A 19,124-nucleotide genomic window follows, 5' to 3' on the forward strand; every position below is an offset into this window, starting at 1 on the left:
CTCGTCAGCTCGGCCCGCGGCCGAGCAGGGTCGGCGCCGTCGCCCGCGCCCGTCGGCGTACCCCCGGGTGCAGCAGCAGCGCGACGCCGAGCAGCGCCGCGACCCCGAGGGTGAGGAACAGGCCGGCCACGCCCCGGCCGGCGACGGCCGCACCGGCCGTGGCCAGCACGGCGGTGGCGGTGCCGGCGGCGGCCGCGGCGCGCAGCACCGAGCGGGTGATCAGCGGCTCGCCGACCACCCGGCGGGCGGCCACCGTCGCGATGACGTTCTCCGCCACGATGCCGACCGTCCAGGCCACCGCCGCGCCGAGCGCCCCGTGCGGCGGGATCAGCAGCACGGCCAGCGCCACGTTGAGCAGCAGGCCGGTGGCGGCGGCCAGCAGGTGCCGCCCGCTGCTGCCGCTCATCAGCAGCAGCGTCTGCACGATCCCGGTCCCGGAGTTGACCATCATCGCGCCGGCGAGCACGACCATGGCGGCGGCGCCGGCGGTGAACTCCGCGCCGAACAGGCGCAGGAAACCGGGCGCGAAGACCGCCAGCAGCAGGTAGCCGGGCCAGGAGAGCGTGATGATCACCGCGGTGATCCGCCGGTAGACCAGGGCCGCCTCGCCGGTGCGCCCCTGCCCGAGCAGCCGGGACAGTTGGGGCGCCACGGCCACCCGCAGGCCCTGCATGATGAGCAGGCCCGCGAGGGCGTAGCGGCCGACCGCGCCGATGATGCCGGCCTCGGCCTGGTCGGCGAGCGCGGCGGTGAGCAGCACCGTCAGCCACATGCTGCTGGCGTCGATGGTCGCCGAGGCGGCCCGGGGCAGCGCGAAGCCCCACAGCGTCCGCCAGTCCGCGCCGACCGGGCGCAGCGCGGCGCCGGCCCCCAGGCCCAGCGGTCGGGCCAGCAGCGCCACGCAGACCAGCACGGCCACGGCGATCGGGGCGAGCCAGCCGGCGAAGGCCACCGTCACCCCCGCGCCGGCGAGCAGCGCCGCCGACACCAGAGCCGGGCGGGCCGCCGGCACGAAGACGTACTGCACCGCCACCAGGGCGGCGACCGGGCGCACCGCCCGCACGGCGGCCAGCAGCACCGTGGTCGCCACCACGAACGGCAGGCCGGCGAAGGCCAGCCGGAGCAGGTCGGCGCCCTCGCGCGTGCCCGGGTCGAACAGCACCGGCGCGAGCGCCCCGGACAGGGCCACACCGGTCATCGCCACGACCACGGTGAACAGCAGCGCGGGGAGCAGGGCGACGGGCAGCAGCCGGGCGGCGTCACCGTCGCGACCCGTCCGGCGCCGGGGCAGGGCCCAGACCAGCGCGGTGTCGGCACCGGCGCAGCAGAGCACGCCCATGATCGCCACCACGCCGATCGCGGTGAACATCGCGCCGGAGCCGGCCGGCCCGAGCCCACGGACGATCACCACGGTCAGCACGAAGCCCAGCAGGCCGTTGACCGCCGCGCCGGCCAGCCCGACCATTCCGCTGCGCGTGCTGCGGCGTACCTCCCGCTCGCCGGCCGACCCACCGGCGTCCGCGACCGCCGTGGCGGCCGCGCCGGTCGGCCGCGTACCCGGATCGGTCATGCCGCCCCTCCCTGGCGTGGCGCGTCCGCGACCGGCCGGTCCGGCTCGGACGCCGGCGGCCGGGCCGCCTCGGCCGCCGCCGGCACGGTCGGGGCCGGCGCGGGAGGCGGGGTGGTCGCGGCCCGGGGCGCGGGCACGGCGGTCCCGGCCGACTGGGCCGGCGTGGCAGGCGCAGGGGGCGGGGCGGTCGCGGCCCGGGGCGCGGGCAGGGCGCTCGTGACCTCCGCCGCCGTCGTGGCCGGCGGGGCGGCCGACGGCGGCGGGGCTGTCGCGGCTCGGGGCGCAGGCACGCCAGTCGGGGTTTCCGCCGCCGTCGACGGCGGGGTGATCGAGGGCGGCGGGGCGGTCGCGGATCGCGGCGCCGGCACGACCGGCGCGGCATTCGGAGCCGGGACCGTCGCGGGCGGCGCGGCCGGCGCGGATCGCGGTGCCGGGACCGTCGCGGGCGGCACGACCGGCGCGGCGCCCGGGGCCGGGACCGTCGCAGGCGGCGGGGCCGGCGCGGAGGGCGGAGCCGGCGGCTCCGGCATGCGCAGCGGGACGGCGGCCACCCCGGTCGCGGGCTGCGGCGCGGGCGGGGGCAGCGGCGGCGCGGGCACCGTGGCCCGGCCGACCCCCCGGGTACGCCAGGGCGCCAGCGGCACCGGTTGGGCCATGGTGGACGGGCCGGTCGACGCCCGGTTGACCGGCCCGCCGACCGCCGCCAACCCGGCCCCGACCGCGAAGAAGATCACCGACAGGTTCGGGTCGATGTAGGCATAGACCGGGATGACCACCAGCGCGATCACTGGCACGGTGCTCAGCCAGTGCCCGGCCGGCGAGACCGCGGCGGCCAGCCGCCGGGCCACCAGCACCAGCCAGCCGAGGAAGACCACCAGCGCCGGGATGCCGTGGCTGTAGAGGATCTGCCAGATGAGGCCCTGGGTGCCCAACGGCTCCTCGGCGAGGGTGGTGTCCACGCTCTTCGGCGCGCCGTACCCGAGCAGCGGCGAGCGTTCCACCGCCTGCCAGGTCCGCACGTAGAGGTCCATCCGGTCGACGTTGGTGTCGGTGCTGCTGACCCGGGCGTCGATCATCTCCTGCACCGGCACGACCAGGCTGACCACCCAGACCAGCACGACCAGCCCGCCGATCGAGACGATCAGCCGGGCGTTGCCCCGGACCAGGGCGCGCAGGCCCAGGTAGAGCAGGCCGGCGCCGAGGCCGAGGAACATGCCCCGGTTGAGCGTCAGGAACGCCGGCACCACCGACAGCGGCAGCGACACCCACAGCGCCACCCGGAACCGCCCGGTACGCACCGAGGTCAGGTACGCCAGCACGCAGGGCACCAGCAACGCGTACGCGGTACCCCAGTTGTTGGTGTACGGGTACGGCGCCGCGGTGCGGTAGATCGGGGTGCGCGACTGCGGGTTGAACTCGTTGGCCCGTACGTGGGTCAGCGCCTGGATGAAGCGCTCCCCCGAGATGCTGTGCGGCAGGGCCATCTCCACCGGAGTGGTCAGGGCGAAGGTGGGCATCAGCACGGCCAGCCAGCCCAGCGCGACCACGCCCAGCCAGTACCAGCCCAGCGGGCGCAGCACCCGGTCCCACCGGGTGCCGTCGCGGACCAGGGTGTGCACGTACACGCAGACCACCAGCGCGGTCGCCAGGAAGCCGAAGCGCAGCCCGAAGGTGAGGTAGGCGGTGACCCGGTCCAGCCGGGTGGCGCTGAGCAGCACCAGGGTGAGGAAGACCAGCCAGGCGGCGCTGCCGGGGGGCAGCGCGACCCGGCCACGGGTGACCAGCAGGGCGAGCAGCACGACCCCGAAGACCGACCAGCCGAGGTAGAACGCGCCCAGCGCCCACCAGAGCGGCACCAGGGCGAACATGGCCGTCAGCGGCCAGACGGGCAGCGGCGGCGCGGTCGCCCCGGGCCGCCGGTCAGACACCCCGGCCCCGGCGCTGGGCCAGCCGGAGCACCCGCTCCCCGGAGAGCAGGCCGAGCACCACCGGCACCGTCACCAGCACCCGCTTCTCGCGGGGGTTGAGCCGGACCACCCGGCCCAGCTCGCGCAGCGCCTCCCGGCGCCGCCGCCCGGAGGCGAGCGCGAAGGCGATCTGGCCGTGCAACCGGGCCAGCCCGGTCCGGCTGCCGGCCAGCTCCGGGTGCTTGGCGAGCAGGTAGCGGGTGGCCTCGACGATCATCGCCCAGCGGCCGAAGAAGAACGAACCGCCGTGCCAGTCCACCACCACCAGCACCTCCGGCACGATCACCACCGGGCCGTGCGCGGCCACCCGCAGCAGCCACTCGTAGTCCTCGCCGTAGCCGCCCGGCAGCTCCTCGTCGACCGGGCCGACCGCGTCCCAGGTGGACCGCCGGACCAGGATGGTGCTGGAGTGCACCTCCATCACCCGGTCCTCGACGAAGTCGGGCAGGCCGACCTCGGCCCGGTCCAGGCGCCGCTCCTTGGCGATGCCCGGACCCTCCAACCGGATGCCGCAGCTCGCGGCGGCGGCATCGGGGCGGGCCGCCAGCAGCTCCACCTGCCGGGCGAGCTTGGTCGGCAGCCAGAAGTCGTCGTCGTCGCAGAACGCGATGAGGTCGCTGGTCGCCTCGTCCGCGCCGGTGTTGCGGCCGCCGGGCAGCCCGCGCCGGTGCGTGTTGATGACGTACCGCAGGGTGCGCCCGGCCGGCACGGCCAGGTCGAGCGGGCGGATCTCGGTGTGGTCGTACACCACCACGCACTCGACCGGCCCCGGGTAGTCCTGGTCGAGCACCGCCCGCACGGCCCGCTCCAGCAGCCCCGGCCGGTCCCGGGTGGCCACCACCACGGTCACCGGGGGGTACGCCGTCGCGGCGCCCGGCTGGTCAGTCACGGCCGTCTCCCGTCAGCACGAATCCGACCGGCTCCACCCCGACGGCGCGCAGCCGGTCCACCAGCTGGGTCAGCTGACCCGTCCGGGTCCGGTCCCGGGCCGCGACGAGCAGCGCCCGGCCCTCCCGGGCGGCCCGGACCCCGCGCTCGTCGTGCAGCGCGGGCGGCGCGTCCAGCACGGTGAGCCCGTCCGAGGAGGTGCCGTCCAGGTCGACGAGGCGGACCTTGCCGGTGCCGATGCGCAGCTCCTGCCCGTCGGTGGCCGCGCCGTCGGCAGCCGGCCGGGGGGTCGGGATGATCTCCGTCTTGTCCTCCGGCGTGGTGGTGGAGCGGTACACCGCGCCGTTCTTCGCCTCGGCGGCGGTGGGGAACGGTCGGGGCTTGCGGACCGCCGGGATCACGGCGGTGTCGTCCGGCCCGGCGGCCGTCGTCGCCGGGGTGGTGGCGGGCACCGGGCGGGGACGGGGCAGCGGGCGGGCGCGGGCCGGCTCCACCGGCGGGTTGCGGCGCTGCGCGTCCAGCATCAGCGGGCGGATCCGGTCCAGGCTCTCCGGCGTGACGCCGAGGCGTACGTCGTGCCCGGCGGCGGCCAGCACCGCGGCGAGCCCGGCGGTGACCTGCTCGCGGCCCTCGTCGGTCGCTGAGGAGAGCACCACCAGCGGGGTCCGCTGCGGCCCGTCGACCCAGCGGCCCAGGGCCAGCACGAGGTAGCGCAGGTCCGACTCGTCCGGCTGCCCGCCCCGGCGGCACCGCACCGTGCCGAGCAGCGGTGCGCCGATCGTCGCGGCGGCCTCGGCGGCGGTGCGCACCCGGCGGTCCAGGGACTCCCGGACGAAGGCCACCAGCCCGCCGAGGAGCAGACCGCCGAGCAGGCCGGCGACCAGTAGCAGCGGCGCCGCGTCCCGGCTGGAGGGCACCGGGGTACGGGCGGCGCTGGTCACCGAGCCGGGGCTCAGGTCGGCGGAGGCCACCTTCGACCGCTGCTCGGCGAGGGTGGCGAGCTGGTCGTTGAGGGCCCGCAGCTGGTCCAGCAGGGCGCTGGTGCGCGGGGACGGGTTGCTGGAGCTCTGGTTGGCCGGCAGCGACCGCTGCGTCGTCGTGCGCTGGGCGGTGACCAGGTCGATCGTGTCGTCGTACGACTTGAGCACCGCGGCGCGCTGGTTCTCGTACATGCCCTTGCGCAGTTCCAGGTACGACTCGGCGGCGCCGTTCGCGCCGTCCACCGCCTCGCGCTCGCTGTGCCCGGCGTAGCTGAAGCGCATCACCTGCCCACCGACCGGGGTCTCCACCTCCAGGGCGTCGGCCACCTCCTTGGTGTCCCGCCCGGTGATGCCGGCGACCTTGTCGATGACGTCGTTGCTGGTGGCGATCCCGCTCTCGGCGGTCATGTTCACCGCGCGGTCGGCGCCGCCGGACGGCACCGAGAACGGGTCGGTCACCACCGGCCGGACCACCACGGCCGTGGTCCCGGTGTAGGTGGCCGGCAGCACGAACAGGTAGGCCAGCACGGCCGCCAGCACCAGCGCCGCGGAGGCGAGCACGATCCGCCACCGCCGCAGCGGGATGCGGGCCAGCTCGACGAGGCCGACCGGGCGTTGCCGGGCGGAAGCGACGTCGGTCACGTCCATCAGGTCAGGTCCTTGCGCGATGAGGAAGGGTGGCCGGCACCGGCCGGGTGACGACCGCGCCGGGGCCGGTGGGTCGTCTCATTGTCGCCGACCGTTCACCCGCGGTCGACAGCCGACCGGCCCCCTGCGGTACGGGCGGTCCGCCGGTGTCACGGGGACACCGGCGGACCGCCCGGAACCCGGATCGGGTCAGGAGGTGGCGAAGAACAGCGTCCGGCTGGACCAGTTCACGCCGGCCGAGGCGGGCGCGAGCTGGACCGAGGCGGTGCCGTCGACGGCCGTCTCGTCGAACGGGACGGCCCGCAGCGAGCCGTCGGCGTTGCCGTACACGATCTTGCCGTTCACCCAGGCCATGCCCCGGACGCTGCCCCAGGCGAGGTTCAGGCTGGGCAGCGTGAACTCGGTGCAGCCGACGATGTAGCCGTCCGGCTCCAGGTAGCGGTAGAACAACTTGTTCGTGCCGGACTTGGTGTAGTACATCCGGCCGTCGAGGTAGAACGCCCCGCTCATGGTGGCGGCCTTGAACCAGTTGTTGTAGCCGCTGCTGATCCAGGGCGCGCCCACCGAGCCGCCCGAGAAGATCGACACGTCCAGGTAGCTGCCGTTCGGCGCGGTCGCGTCGGTCTTGGACCAGTAGAGCTTGTTGCCGACGGAGAACGCCGCGCCCGCCGCGGTGAGGTTCGGCTGGCTGCTGGCCACCGGGGTGCCCAGCGTGGTGCCGTCGAACGGCACCTTGGTCGCCTGGCCGTCGGCGGTGCCGACGTAGAGGTAGCCCGAGGCGGCCGACGGCGCGTTGACCGCCGGGATCGTCCGGCCACCGGCCAGCGGGAACAGACCCATCCGGCCGTGGTACTCGTTGCCGAGGCCGTCGTTGTCGAAGCCGGCGAGCAGGCCGTTGCTGCCGCGCCACAGCTCCCACAGGATCGGACCCCAGTCGGTGGTGCCGGCCGGCGCACCCGAGCGGGTCGGGTTCCACACCAGCGGCAGGCCGTTGATCGGGTCCAGCGCGCCCAGGCCGAACCGGTTGATCGCGCCGGCGCCGGCGGAGTCGTTGCCGTTGGCGTTGTTCAGCCAGCGGAAGTGCCCGCCGACGTAGACCACGTTGTCGGCCACCTCGACCGAGGTCACCGAGTCGGTGCCGGTGTAGTTGACCCAGGTGCCGTCGATGGCGGCGCCGCGGGTCGCGGTCTCGAACCGGGCGATCGCGTCGCAGTACGCCCCGTCGGCCCGGCCGCCGTCCGCGATGATCACGAAGTAGCTGCCGTCGTCGGAGAAGTCGACGTCGCGGGCGTAGAACGGGAAGCCGTTGTAGCAGGGCGCCACGTACCGCTGGGTGCTCCAGTTGGCGACGGCCGGCGTACCGGCGAGGTTCTCGACGACCACCACCTGGTTGCGCGCCTGCCCGTTGACCTGGGTGAAGTTGCCCACCGCGACCAGCGTCTTCCCGTCCGGCGCGACGGCGAGGCCCCAGACCAGCTCGGCGCTGCTGCGCGCGACGCTGGCGTCGATCTGGAAGGTCGGGTCGATGGCGCCGGTGGTGGCGTCCAGCCGGGCCAGCAGCGAGTGCTGGGTGCCGTTGACCCAGTGGAAGGCCCCGGCGATGTAGAGCTTGTTGCCCAGCACGATGGTGCGCCGGACCAGCCCGCCGTCGCTGCGGCCGACCCAGGAGGCGACGGTGGCGCCGGTGGTCGGGTCCAGCTCGACCAGGTTCTTGCGGGCCACGCCGTTGACCGTGCCGAACGCGCCGCCGACGATGAGCTTGCCGTCCGGGCTGGCCGCCAGCGCGTGCACCGCGCCGTCCAGCACCGGCGCGAAGCCCGCCTTCAGCGCCCCGCTCACCCGGTCGTACGCGAACAGGTAGCTGCGGGCCGTCCAGCTCGCGCCGCCGGCCGCCTTGATCGAGGTGAACGAGCCACCGACGTAGACGGTGGTGCCGATCTCGGCGAAGGCCTTCACGTCGCCGTTCTGCGCGTGCGGGATGTTGTCGGCGGGGTTCGCCGAGGTGAGGGTCATGGGCACCGGCGGAAGGCCGTCCGCCCGGGCGGGCGCCGCCAGCAGACCGACGGCCAGCACCGGCGCGGCGAGCGCGGCGAGCCACCGCCGCAGCGCCGGCCCCCGGCGCGATCGAGACGACGTTCTGAGAAGCACGGGCGCCCCCAATGATGAAGTGAGATCCTGCGTAGCTTGCTGGGTTCCGATTTGTCGCACCATCAACCGACCGGTCCGCTCCGACGGCGGCTCGGTCCGGTCCCGTCGTCCGGGTCGCGGCGCCACCACCCACGGTGGACGAGGATCGCGCCTCGACCGGCGGACGTGCCGACCGGGCCGGGCGTCACGTCGTCCACCGGAACGGTGCCGGGGCGCCGCTCGCGCCGACCGTCCACGATGCCGCCTCGGCCAGGTCGTCGACGGTGATCTCGTCGGCCTCCCGGGCCAGCACCAACCCCCGGCGGTCCAGTTCCCGGGCCATCGCGACCTGGTGGTCGTCGACGTGCTCGCCGTGCCGGCGGCGGCGGGGCACGTAGACGGCACGGTGCCCGGCGCGCATCGCGGCCAGCGCCGAGCCGACCCCGGCGTGCGTGACGACGACGTCCGCCTCCCGCATGGCCTGCTGCATCTCGGCGTACGGCACCTGGCGGCGGGCGCCGGCGGGCATCCCCGGGACGACCGTCGAGCCGACCTGCCAGAGGACCTCCGCCTCCGGCGGGAGGACGTCGACCAGGCGACGCAGCAACCGGGGGAACCCGAACCGGTCGTGGGTGCCGAGGGCGACCACGATCCGCGACACCGGCCGGGGCGTCGCCCGCCGGGAGGCGAGGTATCCGTCGAAGATGGAGCCGCCGTAGGCCCACCGGCCGGCGGCCCAGCCCGGGTACTGGGTGTAGAGCCGGGTGCGGGGCACCCGGGCGACCAGCCGTCCGGTGAGCGAGGGCCCCTCGGTGCGGGTGGCGCTCTCGATGTAGTGGCAGGCCAGGCCGTGGCGGACGGCGGGCAGGAAGAACGACATGGCGACGCTGGCGCCGGTGCTGATCACCTGCCGGAACCGTCCGCCGCCGAGCACCCGGCGGGCCGCGAGCAGGTCGCGCAGCGCGCCCACCGCGTCCCGGGTGGTGGCCGGCGGGACGTGGATGACCTCCTGGCCGTCGAGCAGCGACCGGCTCTGCGGCGAGTCGAAGGTGGCCCAGACGCAGTCGTCCTGCACACCGAGCCGGGGGGCCAGGTCGTGCAGCTCGGCGAGGTGTCCACCGGTGGAGGCGACGAGAAGGGTGGTCACGTCGGTGCCAGCTTCCGTGGTGAGGAGTGGTGGGTCGGGCGTTCCGGCCGCCGCGGAACGGGTGCGGCGCCGGGGCTCGTACTCAGGTGGCGGTCGGCACGGGTTCGCGGGTCGCCGGGGTGGTCACGCCGGACGGTGCCGGCGGCCGGATCCGACCCTCGGCGACGAGCACCGCCAGCGCCGTCACCGCGAACAGCAGCGCGGCGAAGATCCAGCCGCCGAGCACGTCGGTCAGCCAGTGCTTCTCGGCGTAGATCCGCGTGTAGCCCTCAAGGCTGACCAGCGTCACCACCAGGGTCACCAGGGCCACCCGGACGCCGCGCGGCAGGCGCCAGGTCACCATCGCCAGCACGGCGATGGTGCCGAAGGTCATCATGATCCGCGCGCACCCGCCCGACGGGTAGGTTCCCAGGTCGGTCGGGGGGTGGCCCCGGTCGACCATGGTCGCCAGAATGGCCTGGACGTACTGCTCGACGATGAACTGCAGGGGCAGCACGACCAGCGGAACCCACCACCGGCGGCGCCGCCACAGGACGACGAAGACCACCGTCGCCACCCCGGTGACCCACTTGAGCGGGTACCGGTCACCGAGCGCGGTGTAGAAGGAGTTCAGCTCCGCCCAGGTGTCGACCCGTCGGGCGTGCACGTAGTCGAAGACCGGATGGTCGACGTGCGGTTCAAGGCGGGCCAGCGCCTCCCCCAACGGCCAGCAGATCGCCACCACCGCGGCGCAGCCGGCGAGCAGCACGACCAGCGCGGCCCCGGTCCGGCCGAACGCGTCGGTCAGCCCGGCCACCGCCACCCGCAGCCGGTGCGCCGCCCGACCGTCGCGGACCACCGGCGCCCAGCGGGTCGCCGCCACCGGCGTCAGCACCACGGGCACCAGCACCGCCAACAGCCCCAGCACGTAGATGAGCGTCATCGTCGGTCGCCGCCGTTCCGTCGGCCGGTCGACCCGCCGACCACCGTCCGCCGGGCTGCCCCGCGCCCGACGTCACCTGCCGTTGCCATCCGTCCCCCTGCCACGCCGACGCACCGCCGGCCGCCCCACACCGGAGCCCGGCGGCGCCCCCACGCCGGGCAGGATCGACCACGCCGTCGCCGGCAGGTGGTGATCGAGTGTTGACACCCTAGAGGACCGGTTCCGATGAGCGGTAGTGAGCAGCTCGCTCACGCGGCTTTTCCCCGGGTTTGCCGGTCGCCTCCCCGACAGTCGCGCCCCGATCAGCCGGTCCCGTCGGGCAGCCGCTCGGCGAGGACGTGCAGCAGCACGGGATGCAGGCGGTCGCTCCAGCCGCCGCCCCCGGCGGCCAGCTCCGCCGTGCGCAGCCACAGTTCGACGAGGTACGCGTCGGCGACGAGCCGGCGGCGGGTCGCGTCCAGCCCGAACGCCTCGCCGTGCCGCTGGAGCACCGCGACCATCTCGGCGGCGGCCTCCGGCACCGGCCGGCCGCCCAGCGACAGCGCGCTCTGGAACCCCTGGTGGGCGAGGTCGAACCCGACCGGGCGGTGCGCGCCGCTGTTCTCCCAGTCCCAGGCGATCAACCGGCCGCCGTGGCGGCCGAGGTTCCAGGGCACCCAGTCGCCGTGCCAGTGGCCGAACTCCAGTGTGGTGTCGCCGTCGCGGGCGACGAGCGCGGCGACCGCGTCGACGACCGGACCGCCGGCCCGTTCGGCGCGCGCGCCGAGGTCGGCCAGGAACGGCGAACCGCGCAGCGGGCGGGGCGCCGCCGCCGGGCCACCCCGGCGGGCCACCGCCAGCATCGCGGCCACCTCGGGACGCTCCGGGTGCGACAGCCGGCGGACCCGGGCGGGCATCGGCTCGACCAGGGTCACCGCCAGGTCGCCCCAGCGCAGCTCGCGCAGCACCCGGGGCACGTCCGGGAAGTCGCCGCCGTCGCGGGGCAGTTCGCGCAGCGCGACCGCCTCCGCCGCCACCATCGCCCGGGTCGCGTCGTTCCAGCCGATCTTCGCGTACCCGCGGGCCGCGCCCCGGTCGTCGAAGAGTTGCAGGGTCGGCTTGTGGTGCGGATCCGGCGGCCGGATGCCGATCGCCGCGTGCAGCGGGCAGCCGGCCAGCCGGCCCAGGTGCGCGGCCAGCAGCAGCTCGGTCTCCTCGACCCCGTCCGGCACGGCGACCGTCAGCACCGGCATCCGGGCCAGCCCGGTGGCGCCGAGCCCGGCCAGCACGCCGACGGCGAGCCGGTTGGCCCGTACCCGGCGCGGCCGCAACGCGTTGTACGCCAGCGTCGACGCGGCCCCGACCCGCCGGGAGGCCAGCGGCAGCAGGAACTTCGCCCGCGCCACCGACGGCACCACCGCGTAGCGGGCGGCGACGCGGTGACCCGGCGGGGGCGGGGCGGCGGAGACGTCCAGCCACAACCGGGGGTCGCCGAAGATCGCCCGGCTCACCCAGCCGATGCCGTCGGAGCGTTCGCGGGGATCGTCCACCCGGTGCGCCGCCATGCCGTCTCCCGTCCGCCCGGACCTGCACCGGTCCGCGCTGGCGGACACGATAGGGCCCGGGGGCAAGGAGCCGCCGGACGGGCACCGAGCCCGCCGGGCGGCGTGGTGTCGGTGGCCGCGCTCAGCGCTGCCAGACGCGGACGTGGTCGACTCGGAAGTCGGCCGGGAAGCGGGTCGCCGCGTCCGGGTCGCCCAGCCAGCCGCCCACCTGGAAGTTCAACCGCAGGTTGTACGGCTTGTGGAACACCTCGTCGAACCAGGGCGTGGTCGCCCGGTCGCGTCGCCAGACCAGCCGGCCGTCGACGTACCAGCGGATCGCGTCCGGCTCCCACTCCGTGGTGTACGTGTGGAAGCCGTCGCCCGGGTAGCCGGTCGGGAACGGGTACCGCTGGTCCTGCTTGACCGGGGTGTAGTCGTAGAAGATGCCCAGGGTGGCGGCCTGGTAGAACGCGGCGCCGCCGGGCAGCTCGACCACGTCGATCTCGCCCCGGCCACCGTCGTCCGGGCGCAGCCAGAACGCCGGCCACAGGCCCTTCGAGTCGGTGGGCCCGTTGGGCGACTGGGCGCGCACCTCGAACCGGCCGTACCGGAACGACGCCCGGCCGATGGTGTCCAGGTAGCTCTGCGTGTACTCGCGGGTCTGCGAGCTGCACACCGCGGTCTCCCGCTGGGCGCGCAGGGTCAGCACGCCGCCGGCGACGAAGGTGTTCTCCGGGTCGTCCACGTTGCAGCCCCGGTCGATGTCGCGTCCCTCGCCGTCGCGCAGGTTCCACTTCGACCGGTCGACGCCGGCGCCGTCGAACTCGTCGGACCAGACCAGCCGCCAGCCGGGCACCTGGTCGCCGGGGCGGGTGGTCGGCGACGGGGCGGGCGCGGAGGTGCTCGGCGGCGGGGTCGGGGCGGTCCGGCTCGGGGTGGGCGACGCGGTACGACTCGGCGACGGCGTCGGGGCGGCGGTGGTCGCGATCGGGCTGGGTGCCGCGGTCGTCCGGGTCGGCGCGGGCCGGCCGCCGCGTCCGTAGCGCAGCACCAGCTGCGGCCGGATGGCCACCTTGACGTTCTCCCGGGACGCCCAGTAGATCCGGGTGTTCCAGGTCTCCTGGGTCAGGGCGAAGGCGAACCGGCCGTTGCCGGTGACCGAGCCGGACACGTCCCACTCGTTGAAGCCCTGGCCGACCCGCTCGACGCTGGACAGCGCCGGCCCGAGCTCCGGCCGCAGCGACCAGGCGCCGGTGCCGGCGGCGGTGCCGAAGGCCCGGTGGGCGTGCACCCGGGAGGAGAACGGCTGCCAGGCGTGCACCCGCAGGGTGGCGCGGACGTCGACCGCGTCGGCCGGCAGGTCGCGCACCGCGAACTCGACCAGCGCGTTCCGCTCGCCGGTGCGGTTGCCGTCGCAGAGCCGGGGGCAGCTCGCCAGGGTGGTCTTGACGCCGTTGTCCCCGTCCTGCGGGACCTGGGTGGCGGTGGTGTCCGCCGCCGCGGCCACGACGAGCGGGGGCACCTCCGCCGCCACCAGCGGCATCATCGTGGCCACCACGCCGGCGACCATGCCGGCGCTGAGGACACCCAGGACGACGGCCTTGCGGCGCGCGCCGAGGCGGGATGCTGCGCGGTGGAGTCCGTGCCGGCTCAAGGGACACTCCCCGTGTGGGCGACGATTACCGGCAGCAGCGTATCGACGCCTGACGCTCGTCGTCCGTCGGACATCCGGTTGCCGCGCCGAATTAACCGGCAGCTAAGAAAGCCCGGTCCGGTGCGCCGCCAGCGCCCGGGCCATCGCCGCCCGGGGGGCGGGCACGCCGGTGAACTGCTCGAACTGGCCGACCGCCTGGGCCAACAGCAGGTCCAGCCCGGAGGCCACCCGGGCACCGGCGGCGAGCGCCGACGCGGCCAGCGGGGTCGGCCACGGGTCGTAGAGGGCGTCGAACAGCACCGTCGAGGGCCGCCAGCGGATCTCGCCGGCCAGCGGGTCGGCGACGCCCTTCGGCACGGTGGAGACGACCACGTCGGCCCCGGCGTGCGCGGCGGCGTCCGCCCAGCCGACGCCGGTCAGCGCCACCCCCACCGCGCCGGCGACCGGTCGCAGCTCGTCGACCGCCGCCGCCCGGCGGGCCACCACGGTCACCGAGGCCGCGCCGAGCCGGGCCGCCGCGGCCAGCGCCGCGCGGGCGGTGCCGCCGGCGCCGAGCACGGTCACCGTGCCGCCCGGGGCCACCCCGGCGGAGGCCAGCACCTCGACCATGCCGCTGACGTCGGTGTTGTCGGCGTACCAGGAGCCGTCGGGCCGGCGTACCAGGGTGTTGGCGGCACCGACGGCGGCGGCGACCGGCGAGACGGCGTCGGCCACCGCGAGCGCCGCCTCCTTGCCGGGCATGGTCACCGACAGCCCGGCCCACTCCGGGCCGAGGCCGGCGACCAGGGCCGGCAGCTCCGCGGCCGCGCACTCCACCCGGGTGTACGACCACCCGGTGAGCCCGGCGGCGGCGTAACCGGCGTTGTGGATCACCGGGGAGAGCGAGTGCGCGATGGGCTTGCCGAGCACCGCGGCCCTGTGCACCGTCACCGCACTCCCCCTTCGCGGACCACGATCGGACCAGGGCAGCGTAGCGACTCAGAGCACCCCGTTCTGCTTCGCCTTCTCGACGTTGCGGTCGTGCTCGGCGTTGGTGGTGGCGAAGGCCGAGTGCCCCTGCTTGTCGATCGCGACGAAGAAGAGCCAGCCGCCCTCCGGCGGGTCCATCGCCCCCTGCAACGCCTGCTTGCCCGGATTGTTGATCGGGGTCGGGGTCAGGCCGGGGTGGGCGTGGGTGCTGTACGGGTTCTTCGGATCACGGATATCCGCGGTGGTCATGTCCTTCGACGCCTTGGTCTTCTTGCCGGTGAGCTGCCAGTAGTAGTTCACCGACACGTCGAACTCCAGGCAGCTGCACGGGAACTTGCCCGTGTAGGCACGGTTGTACGCGACCCGGGCGATCTTGCCGAGGTCGTCGGCGTTACCCGCCTCCGCCTGCGCCATGGAGGCGACGATCAGCGCCTCGTACGGGCTGATCCCGCCCCGCTTCTCCTGCACCTGCTCGGCGAACTTCATCTCACCGGTGACGCTGAGGAAGTTGTCGACCATGTCCTTGAGCAAGCCCTCGGCGGTCGCCTTCGGCGCGATCTCGTAGGTGTCCGGGTAGAGGAAGCCCTCGATCGACTTGGTGACCTTCTTGCCGTCCTTGCGGACGAACCACCAGTCCGGCACGCCGAGCGCCTCCGGGTCCTTGGCGGCGACCTCGAACTCCTTGACCGGGATCTTGGTCTTGTCGGAGAGCAGCTTGTACGTGTCCTTGGCGGTACGCCCCTCCGGGATGGTCACCTGGTTGGTGACCTTGTTCTTCCGGTCGAGCAGCATGGCGAGCGCCTTCTCCGCGCTCATCTGCTTGCGCACCTTGTACAGGCCGGGCTGGATGTTCTTGCTGAGCGCGTTCGCCTCGGCCGCCTCGATGAAGGCCTTGGTGCTCTTCACCACGTCGGCGGCGACGAGGGTGTCGCCGATCTCGGCGATCAGCGCGCCCTGCTTCACCTCGACCATCGCCTCGCCGGTGCCGGCGCCGTCGTAGTCGGGGGTGACGAAGTAGTTCTGGACCCGGTCGAAGCCGTAGAAGGCGCCGCCGCCGATGCCACCCAACAGGACGAGCGCCATCAACAGGGCGAAGATGGTCTTCCCCCGGCCACCGGACCTGCCGTTGCGTCGCTCGACGAAGCCGCGTCGGTGCCGGCCCTTCTCACCCCTCTCCGGCTCGTCGAACCCGAGGTCCAGATCGTCGATCATTCCGTCCGCCTCCGCTGCGCTTCCAGCCAGCTCTGCAGGATCTCGACCGCGGCGGCCTGGTCCACCACCGCGCGTTGGCGCTTTCCCCGGACGCCTCGCTCCGCCAGCCTACGAGACGCGACGACGGTCGACATCCTCTCGTCGGTGAGCGTCACCGGAACCGGCGCTATTACATCGGCCAAACGGTCCGCGTACGCCGTCACGTGGTGCGCCGCCGGACCGAGCTTACCGGCGAGGTTGACCGGAAGGCCGAGTACGACCTCCACCGCCTCGTGCTCGGCGACCAGCTGCGCCAGTTGCGTCATGTCGCTGGGCACCGCGTCGGGAGCCGTCGTCAGGTCCCGGGCGAGGGTGACCAGCGGGGTGGCCAGGATGCCGTGCGGGTCCGACCGGGCCACCCCGACCCGGACCTGCCCCACGTCCACGCCGAGCCGGACGCCCCGGGTCAACTCACCCACGGCGGACCACGTCCCCGGCGGAACGGGCCAGGGCGGACCGGGTCGGTCCGCCCTGGGTTCCATGGTGCGTGATCACGCCTCGGCGATCGCCTTCTCGACGGTGAGCAGCAGGTTCGGCGCTTCCGCCGCCGGCAGGCCGCCACCCTGGGCGACGTCCGGGCTGCCCCCGCCGCGGCCGGAGAACGCCGCCTTGACCAGGTCGTTGGCCGCGAGCCCACGACCCCGGGCCGCCGCGTTCACGGCCACCACCAGGGACGCCTTGCCGTTGGCGCGGGCCGCCACGGCCACCACCGCCGGCCGGGCCGGGTCGATCTTGCCGCGGATCTCCTGGGCCAGGGTCCGCACGTCGTTGCCGGCCGCGCCCTCCGGCGCCTCGGTGCCGACGTACGCCACGCCCCGGACGTCCTTCGCCTGCCCGGCGAGCGCCGCGGCGCCGCCCAGCACCAGCTGGGCCCGGAGCTTCTCCAGCTCCTTCTCGGCGTCGCGCAGCTGCGTCACGGTCTGCTCGACCCGGTCGGCCACCTGGTCGCCGGGCACCCGGAACATCTCCGCCAGCCGGGTGACCAGCAGGTGCTCGCGGGCCAGGAAGCCGAACGCGTCCATGCCGACCAGCGCCTCGATCCGGCGCACGCCGGAGCCCACCGACGCCTCGGAGAGGATCTTGACGAGGCCGAGCTGCGCCGAGCGGGCCACGTGGGTGCCGCCGCACAGCTCCCGGGCGTAGTCGCCGACCTCGACGACCCGGACCCGCTCGCCGTACTTCTCGCCGAAGAGCGCCATCGCGCCGATCCGGCGCGCCTCTTCCTGGGTGGTGATGAAGGCGTGCACCTCCAGGTCAGCGAGGAGCACCTCGTTGACCTGCTGCTCCACGTCGTGCAGCACGCTCGGCGCCACCCCCGTCGGGGTGTTGAAGTCGAACCGCAGCCGGCCCGGCGCGTTCAGCGAACCCGCCTGGGTCGCGGACTCGCCGAGGAAGTTGCGCATCGTCTGGTGCACCAGGTGGGTGGCGGTGTGCGAGCGGGAGATCGCCCGCCGCCGGCTCACGTCGATCTCCGCGTACCCGGTCTCCCCGGCGCGCACCTCGCCGCGAAGCACCCTGGCCCGGTGCACGATCAGCCCCGGCACCGGCTGCTGCACGTCGAAGACCTCGACCTGGCCGCCACCCACGGTGATCAGGCCCTGGTCCGGCTGCTGGCCACCGCCCTCGGCGTAGAACGGGGTGGTGTCCAGCACCAGCTCGATGGTGTCGCCCTCGACCGCCGCGCCCACCGGGGCGCCGTCGGCGAGCACCGCGCGGACCCGGGACTCCCGGTTCAGCTCGGTGTAGCCGGTGAACTCGACCGCCCCGCCCGCGTCCAGCACCGACCGGTACGCCGACACGTCGGTGTGCCCGGTCTTGCGGGCCTGCGCGTCGGCCTTGGCCCGGTTGCGCTGGTCGGCCATCAGCCGGCGGAAGCCATCGGCGTCCACCTGCAGGCCCTGCTCGGCGGCGATCTCCAGGGTCAGGTCGATCGGGAAGCCGTAGGTGTCGTGCAGCTGGAACGCCTTGTCGCCGGAGAGGGCCGGCCTGCCGGCCGACTTCGTCTCGGCGATGGCGGTGTCCAGGATCGTGGTGCCGGCGCGCAGCGTGGCCAGGAAGGCGTCCTCCTCGGCGTACGCGTACTGGGAGATCCGGTCGAACTCCTCCGCCAGCTCGGGGTACGACGGGGACATGCAGTCCCGGGCCACCGGCAGCAGCTCGGGCAGCGCCCGGTCCTGGTAGCCCAGCAGGCGCACCGCCCGGATCGCCCGGCGCATGATCCGGCGCAGCACGTAGCCGCGACCCTCGTTGCTCGGGGTCACCCCGTCGCCGATCAGCATCAGCGCGGTCCGCACGTGGTCGGCGACCACCCGCAGGCGCACGTCGTCGGGGTGCGACTCGCTGGCCACGTGCCCGGACCGGGCGCCGTACCGCTTGCCGGTCAGCTCGGCCGCCCGGTCGAGGATCGGCCGGACCTCGTCGATCTCGTAGAGGTTGTCGACGCCCTGGAGGATGGAGGCCATCCGCTCCAGGCCCATGCCGGTGTCGATGTTCTTCGCCGGCAGGTCACCCAGGATCGGGAAGTTCTCCTTGCCGGTGCCCGGGCCCCGCTCGTACTGCATGAAGACGAGGTTCCAGAACTCCATGTAGCGGTCCTCGTCGACCGCCGGGCCGCCCTCGCGGCCGTACTCCGGACCGCGGTCGTAGAACAGCTCCGAGCAGGGGCCGCACGGGCCGGGAATGCCCATCGACCAGAAGTTGTCGGCCTTGCCCCGCCGGACGATCCGGTCGGCCGGCACGCCCACCGAGCGCCAGATCTGGAACGCCTCGTCGTCGTCGAGGTAGACCGTCGGCCAGATCCGCTCCGGGTCCAGCCCGTAGCCGCCCTCGGCGACCGGCTTGGTGACCAGCTCCCAGGCGAGCGGGATCGCCCCGTCCTTGAAGTAGTCACCGAAGGAGAAGTTGCCGTTCATCTGGAAGAACGTGCCGTGCCGGCTGGTCTTGCCGACCTCGTCGATGTCCGGGGTGCGGATGCACTTCTGCACGCTGACCGCCCGCCGGTACGAAGGGGTCTGCTGCCCGAGGAAGTAGGGGACGAACTGCACCATGCCGGCGTTGACGAACAGCAGGTTCGGGTCGCTGATGGCGGGCAGCGGAGCGGACGGCACCACGGTGTGGCCGTTCGCCTCGAAGTGGGCGAGGTACCGCCGCTTGATCTCCGCCGTCTTCATCGCTGGTGTTCCTCCGGAAAGATTTCTCGGTCGCCGATGCGCGGGTCCTCCCGCAGCTCGGCGAACTGGTCGTCGAACGCCTCGCCCCGGGCGAACGCCTCGTGGATCTCCTGCTCGCGCTCGGCCATCCCGACCCGTACGTCCTCCACGAAGCTACGCAGCGACTCGACCAGGCTGCCAGCGGATTCGGACAGCCCGCTCGCGATTCCGGCCGGGGTGTACGCCTGCGCCGTGCGGGTCGCCTTGCGGACCACCACCACGCCCACGGCCAGGCCGATGCCCAGCCAGAACAATCGCCTCATGCTCTC

Annotated in this window: 14 protein-coding genes; all 14 read right to left on the reverse strand. The window is 74.3% G+C overall.

What is annotated here, in order from left to right; genetic code table 11:
* Nucleotides 1–4: 4 nt before the first annotated feature.
* Nucleotides 5–1,570 carry a lipopolysaccharide biosynthesis protein gene (locus tag FHX75_RS09265; RefSeq protein ID WP_154938088.1) on the reverse strand — a complete coding sequence of 522 codons (1,566 nt, stop codon included), beginning with the start codon at nt 1,568–1,570 and terminating at the stop codon, nt 5–7.
* On the reverse strand, nt 1,567–3,498 hold the full coding sequence (locus FHX75_RS31155; RefSeq protein ID WP_246157798.1) for an O-antigen ligase family protein: 1,932 nt from the start codon (nt 3,496–3,498) through the stop codon (nt 1,567–1,569). Before FHX75_RS31155 ends, FHX75_RS09265 begins: the two co-directional genes overlap by 4 nt.
* On the reverse strand, nt 3,491–4,426 hold the full coding sequence (locus tag FHX75_RS09280; RefSeq protein WP_154938091.1) for a glycosyltransferase family 2 protein: 936 nt from the start codon (nt 4,424–4,426) through the stop codon (nt 3,491–3,493). The genes FHX75_RS31155 and FHX75_RS09280 overlap by 8 nt, the downstream gene beginning before the upstream one ends.
* On the reverse strand, nt 4,419–6,053 hold the full coding sequence (locus tag FHX75_RS09285; RefSeq protein WP_154938093.1) for a Wzz/FepE/Etk N-terminal domain-containing protein: 1,635 nt from the start codon (nt 6,051–6,053) through the stop codon (nt 4,419–4,421). The genes FHX75_RS09280 and FHX75_RS09285 overlap by 8 nt, the downstream gene beginning before the upstream one ends.
* A 189-nt stretch (nt 6,054–6,242) precedes the next feature.
* Nucleotides 6,243–8,201 carry a delta-60 repeat domain-containing protein gene (locus FHX75_RS09290; RefSeq protein WP_425463473.1) on the reverse strand — a complete coding sequence of 653 codons (1,959 nt, stop codon included), beginning with the start codon at nt 8,199–8,201 and terminating at the stop codon, nt 6,243–6,245.
* Nucleotides 8,202–8,385: 184 nt separating this feature from the next.
* On the reverse strand, nt 8,386–9,327 hold the full coding sequence (locus tag FHX75_RS09295) for a glycosyltransferase (protein ID WP_154938097.1): 942 nt from the start codon (nt 9,325–9,327) through the stop codon (nt 8,386–8,388).
* An 82-nt stretch (nt 9,328–9,409) separates the two neighbouring features.
* Nucleotides 9,410–10,249: a phosphatase PAP2 family protein gene (locus tag FHX75_RS09300; RefSeq protein WP_154938099.1), complete on the reverse strand. Its 840-nt coding sequence runs from the start codon at nt 10,247–10,249 to the stop codon at nt 9,410–9,412.
* Nucleotides 10,250–10,551: 302 nt separating this feature from the next.
* A complete protein-coding gene (locus tag FHX75_RS09305; protein WP_154938101.1) occupies nt 10,552–11,793 on the reverse strand; it encodes a hypothetical protein in 1,242 nt (413 codons plus the stop codon).
* 121 nt (nt 11,794–11,914) lie between these two features.
* Nucleotides 11,915–13,426, reverse strand: coding sequence for a glycoside hydrolase family 16 protein (locus FHX75_RS09310; RefSeq protein WP_154938103.1), 1,512 nt, complete (start codon nt 13,424–13,426; stop codon nt 11,915–11,917).
* Nucleotides 13,427–13,528: 102 nt separating this feature from the next.
* Nucleotides 13,529–14,356, reverse strand: coding sequence for a shikimate dehydrogenase (locus tag FHX75_RS09315; RefSeq protein ID WP_154938105.1), 828 nt, complete (start codon nt 14,354–14,356; stop codon nt 13,529–13,531).
* A 48-nt stretch (nt 14,357–14,404) separates the two neighbouring features.
* On the reverse strand, nt 14,405–15,607 hold the full coding sequence (gene mltG / locus FHX75_RS09320) for an endolytic transglycosylase MltG (RefSeq protein WP_154938107.1): 1,203 nt from the start codon (nt 15,605–15,607) through the stop codon (nt 14,405–14,407).
* Nucleotides 15,604–16,065: a Holliday junction resolvase RuvX gene (gene ruvX / locus FHX75_RS09325; RefSeq protein WP_154938109.1), complete on the reverse strand. Its 462-nt coding sequence runs from the start codon at nt 16,063–16,065 to the stop codon at nt 15,604–15,606. Before ruvX ends, mltG begins: the two co-directional genes overlap by 4 nt.
* Before the next feature lie 72 nt (nt 16,066–16,137).
* Entirely contained in the window at nt 16,138–18,816 is a 2,679-nt protein-coding gene (alaS, locus tag FHX75_RS09330; protein WP_154938111.1) for an alanine--tRNA ligase, read from the reverse strand.
* Complete coding sequence (locus FHX75_RS09335) at nt 18,813–19,118, reverse strand: hypothetical protein (RefSeq protein ID WP_154938113.1); 306 nt, start codon at nt 19,116–19,118, stop codon at nt 18,813–18,815. The genes alaS and FHX75_RS09335 overlap by 4 nt, the downstream gene beginning before the upstream one ends.
* Between the last annotated feature and the right edge of the window lie 6 nt (nt 19,119–19,124).

It is taken from the genome of Micromonospora palomenae (assembly GCF_007829925.1).
Classification (GTDB): Bacteria; Actinomycetota; Actinomycetes; order Mycobacteriales; family Micromonosporaceae; genus Micromonospora; species Micromonospora purpureochromogenes.

Coding starts and splice junctions, on each gene's coding strand:
- FHX75_RS09265 (WP_154938088.1), bottom strand. CDS start 1,570: ATGACCGATCCGGGTACGCGGCCGACCGGCGCGGCCGCCACGGCGGTC.
- FHX75_RS09285 (WP_154938093.1), bottom strand. CDS start 6,053: ATGGACGTGACCGACGTCGCTTCCGCCCGGCAACGCCCGGTCGGCCTC.
- FHX75_RS09300 (WP_154938099.1), bottom strand. CDS start 10,249: ATGACGCTCATCTACGTGCTGGGGCTGTTGGCGGTGCTGGTGCCCGTG.
- FHX75_RS09305 (WP_154938101.1), bottom strand. CDS start 11,793: ATGGCGGCGCACCGGGTGGACGATCCCCGCGAACGCTCCGACGGCATC.
- mltG (WP_154938107.1), bottom strand. CDS start 15,607: ATGATCGACGATCTGGACCTCGGGTTCGACGAGCCGGAGAGGGGTGAG.
- alaS (WP_154938111.1), bottom strand. CDS start 18,816: ATGAAGACGGCGGAGATCAAGCGGCGGTACCTCGCCCACTTCGAGGCG.
- FHX75_RS09335 (WP_154938113.1), bottom strand. CDS start 19,118: ATGAGGCGATTGTTCTGGCTGGGCATCGGCCTGGCCGTGGGCGTGGTG.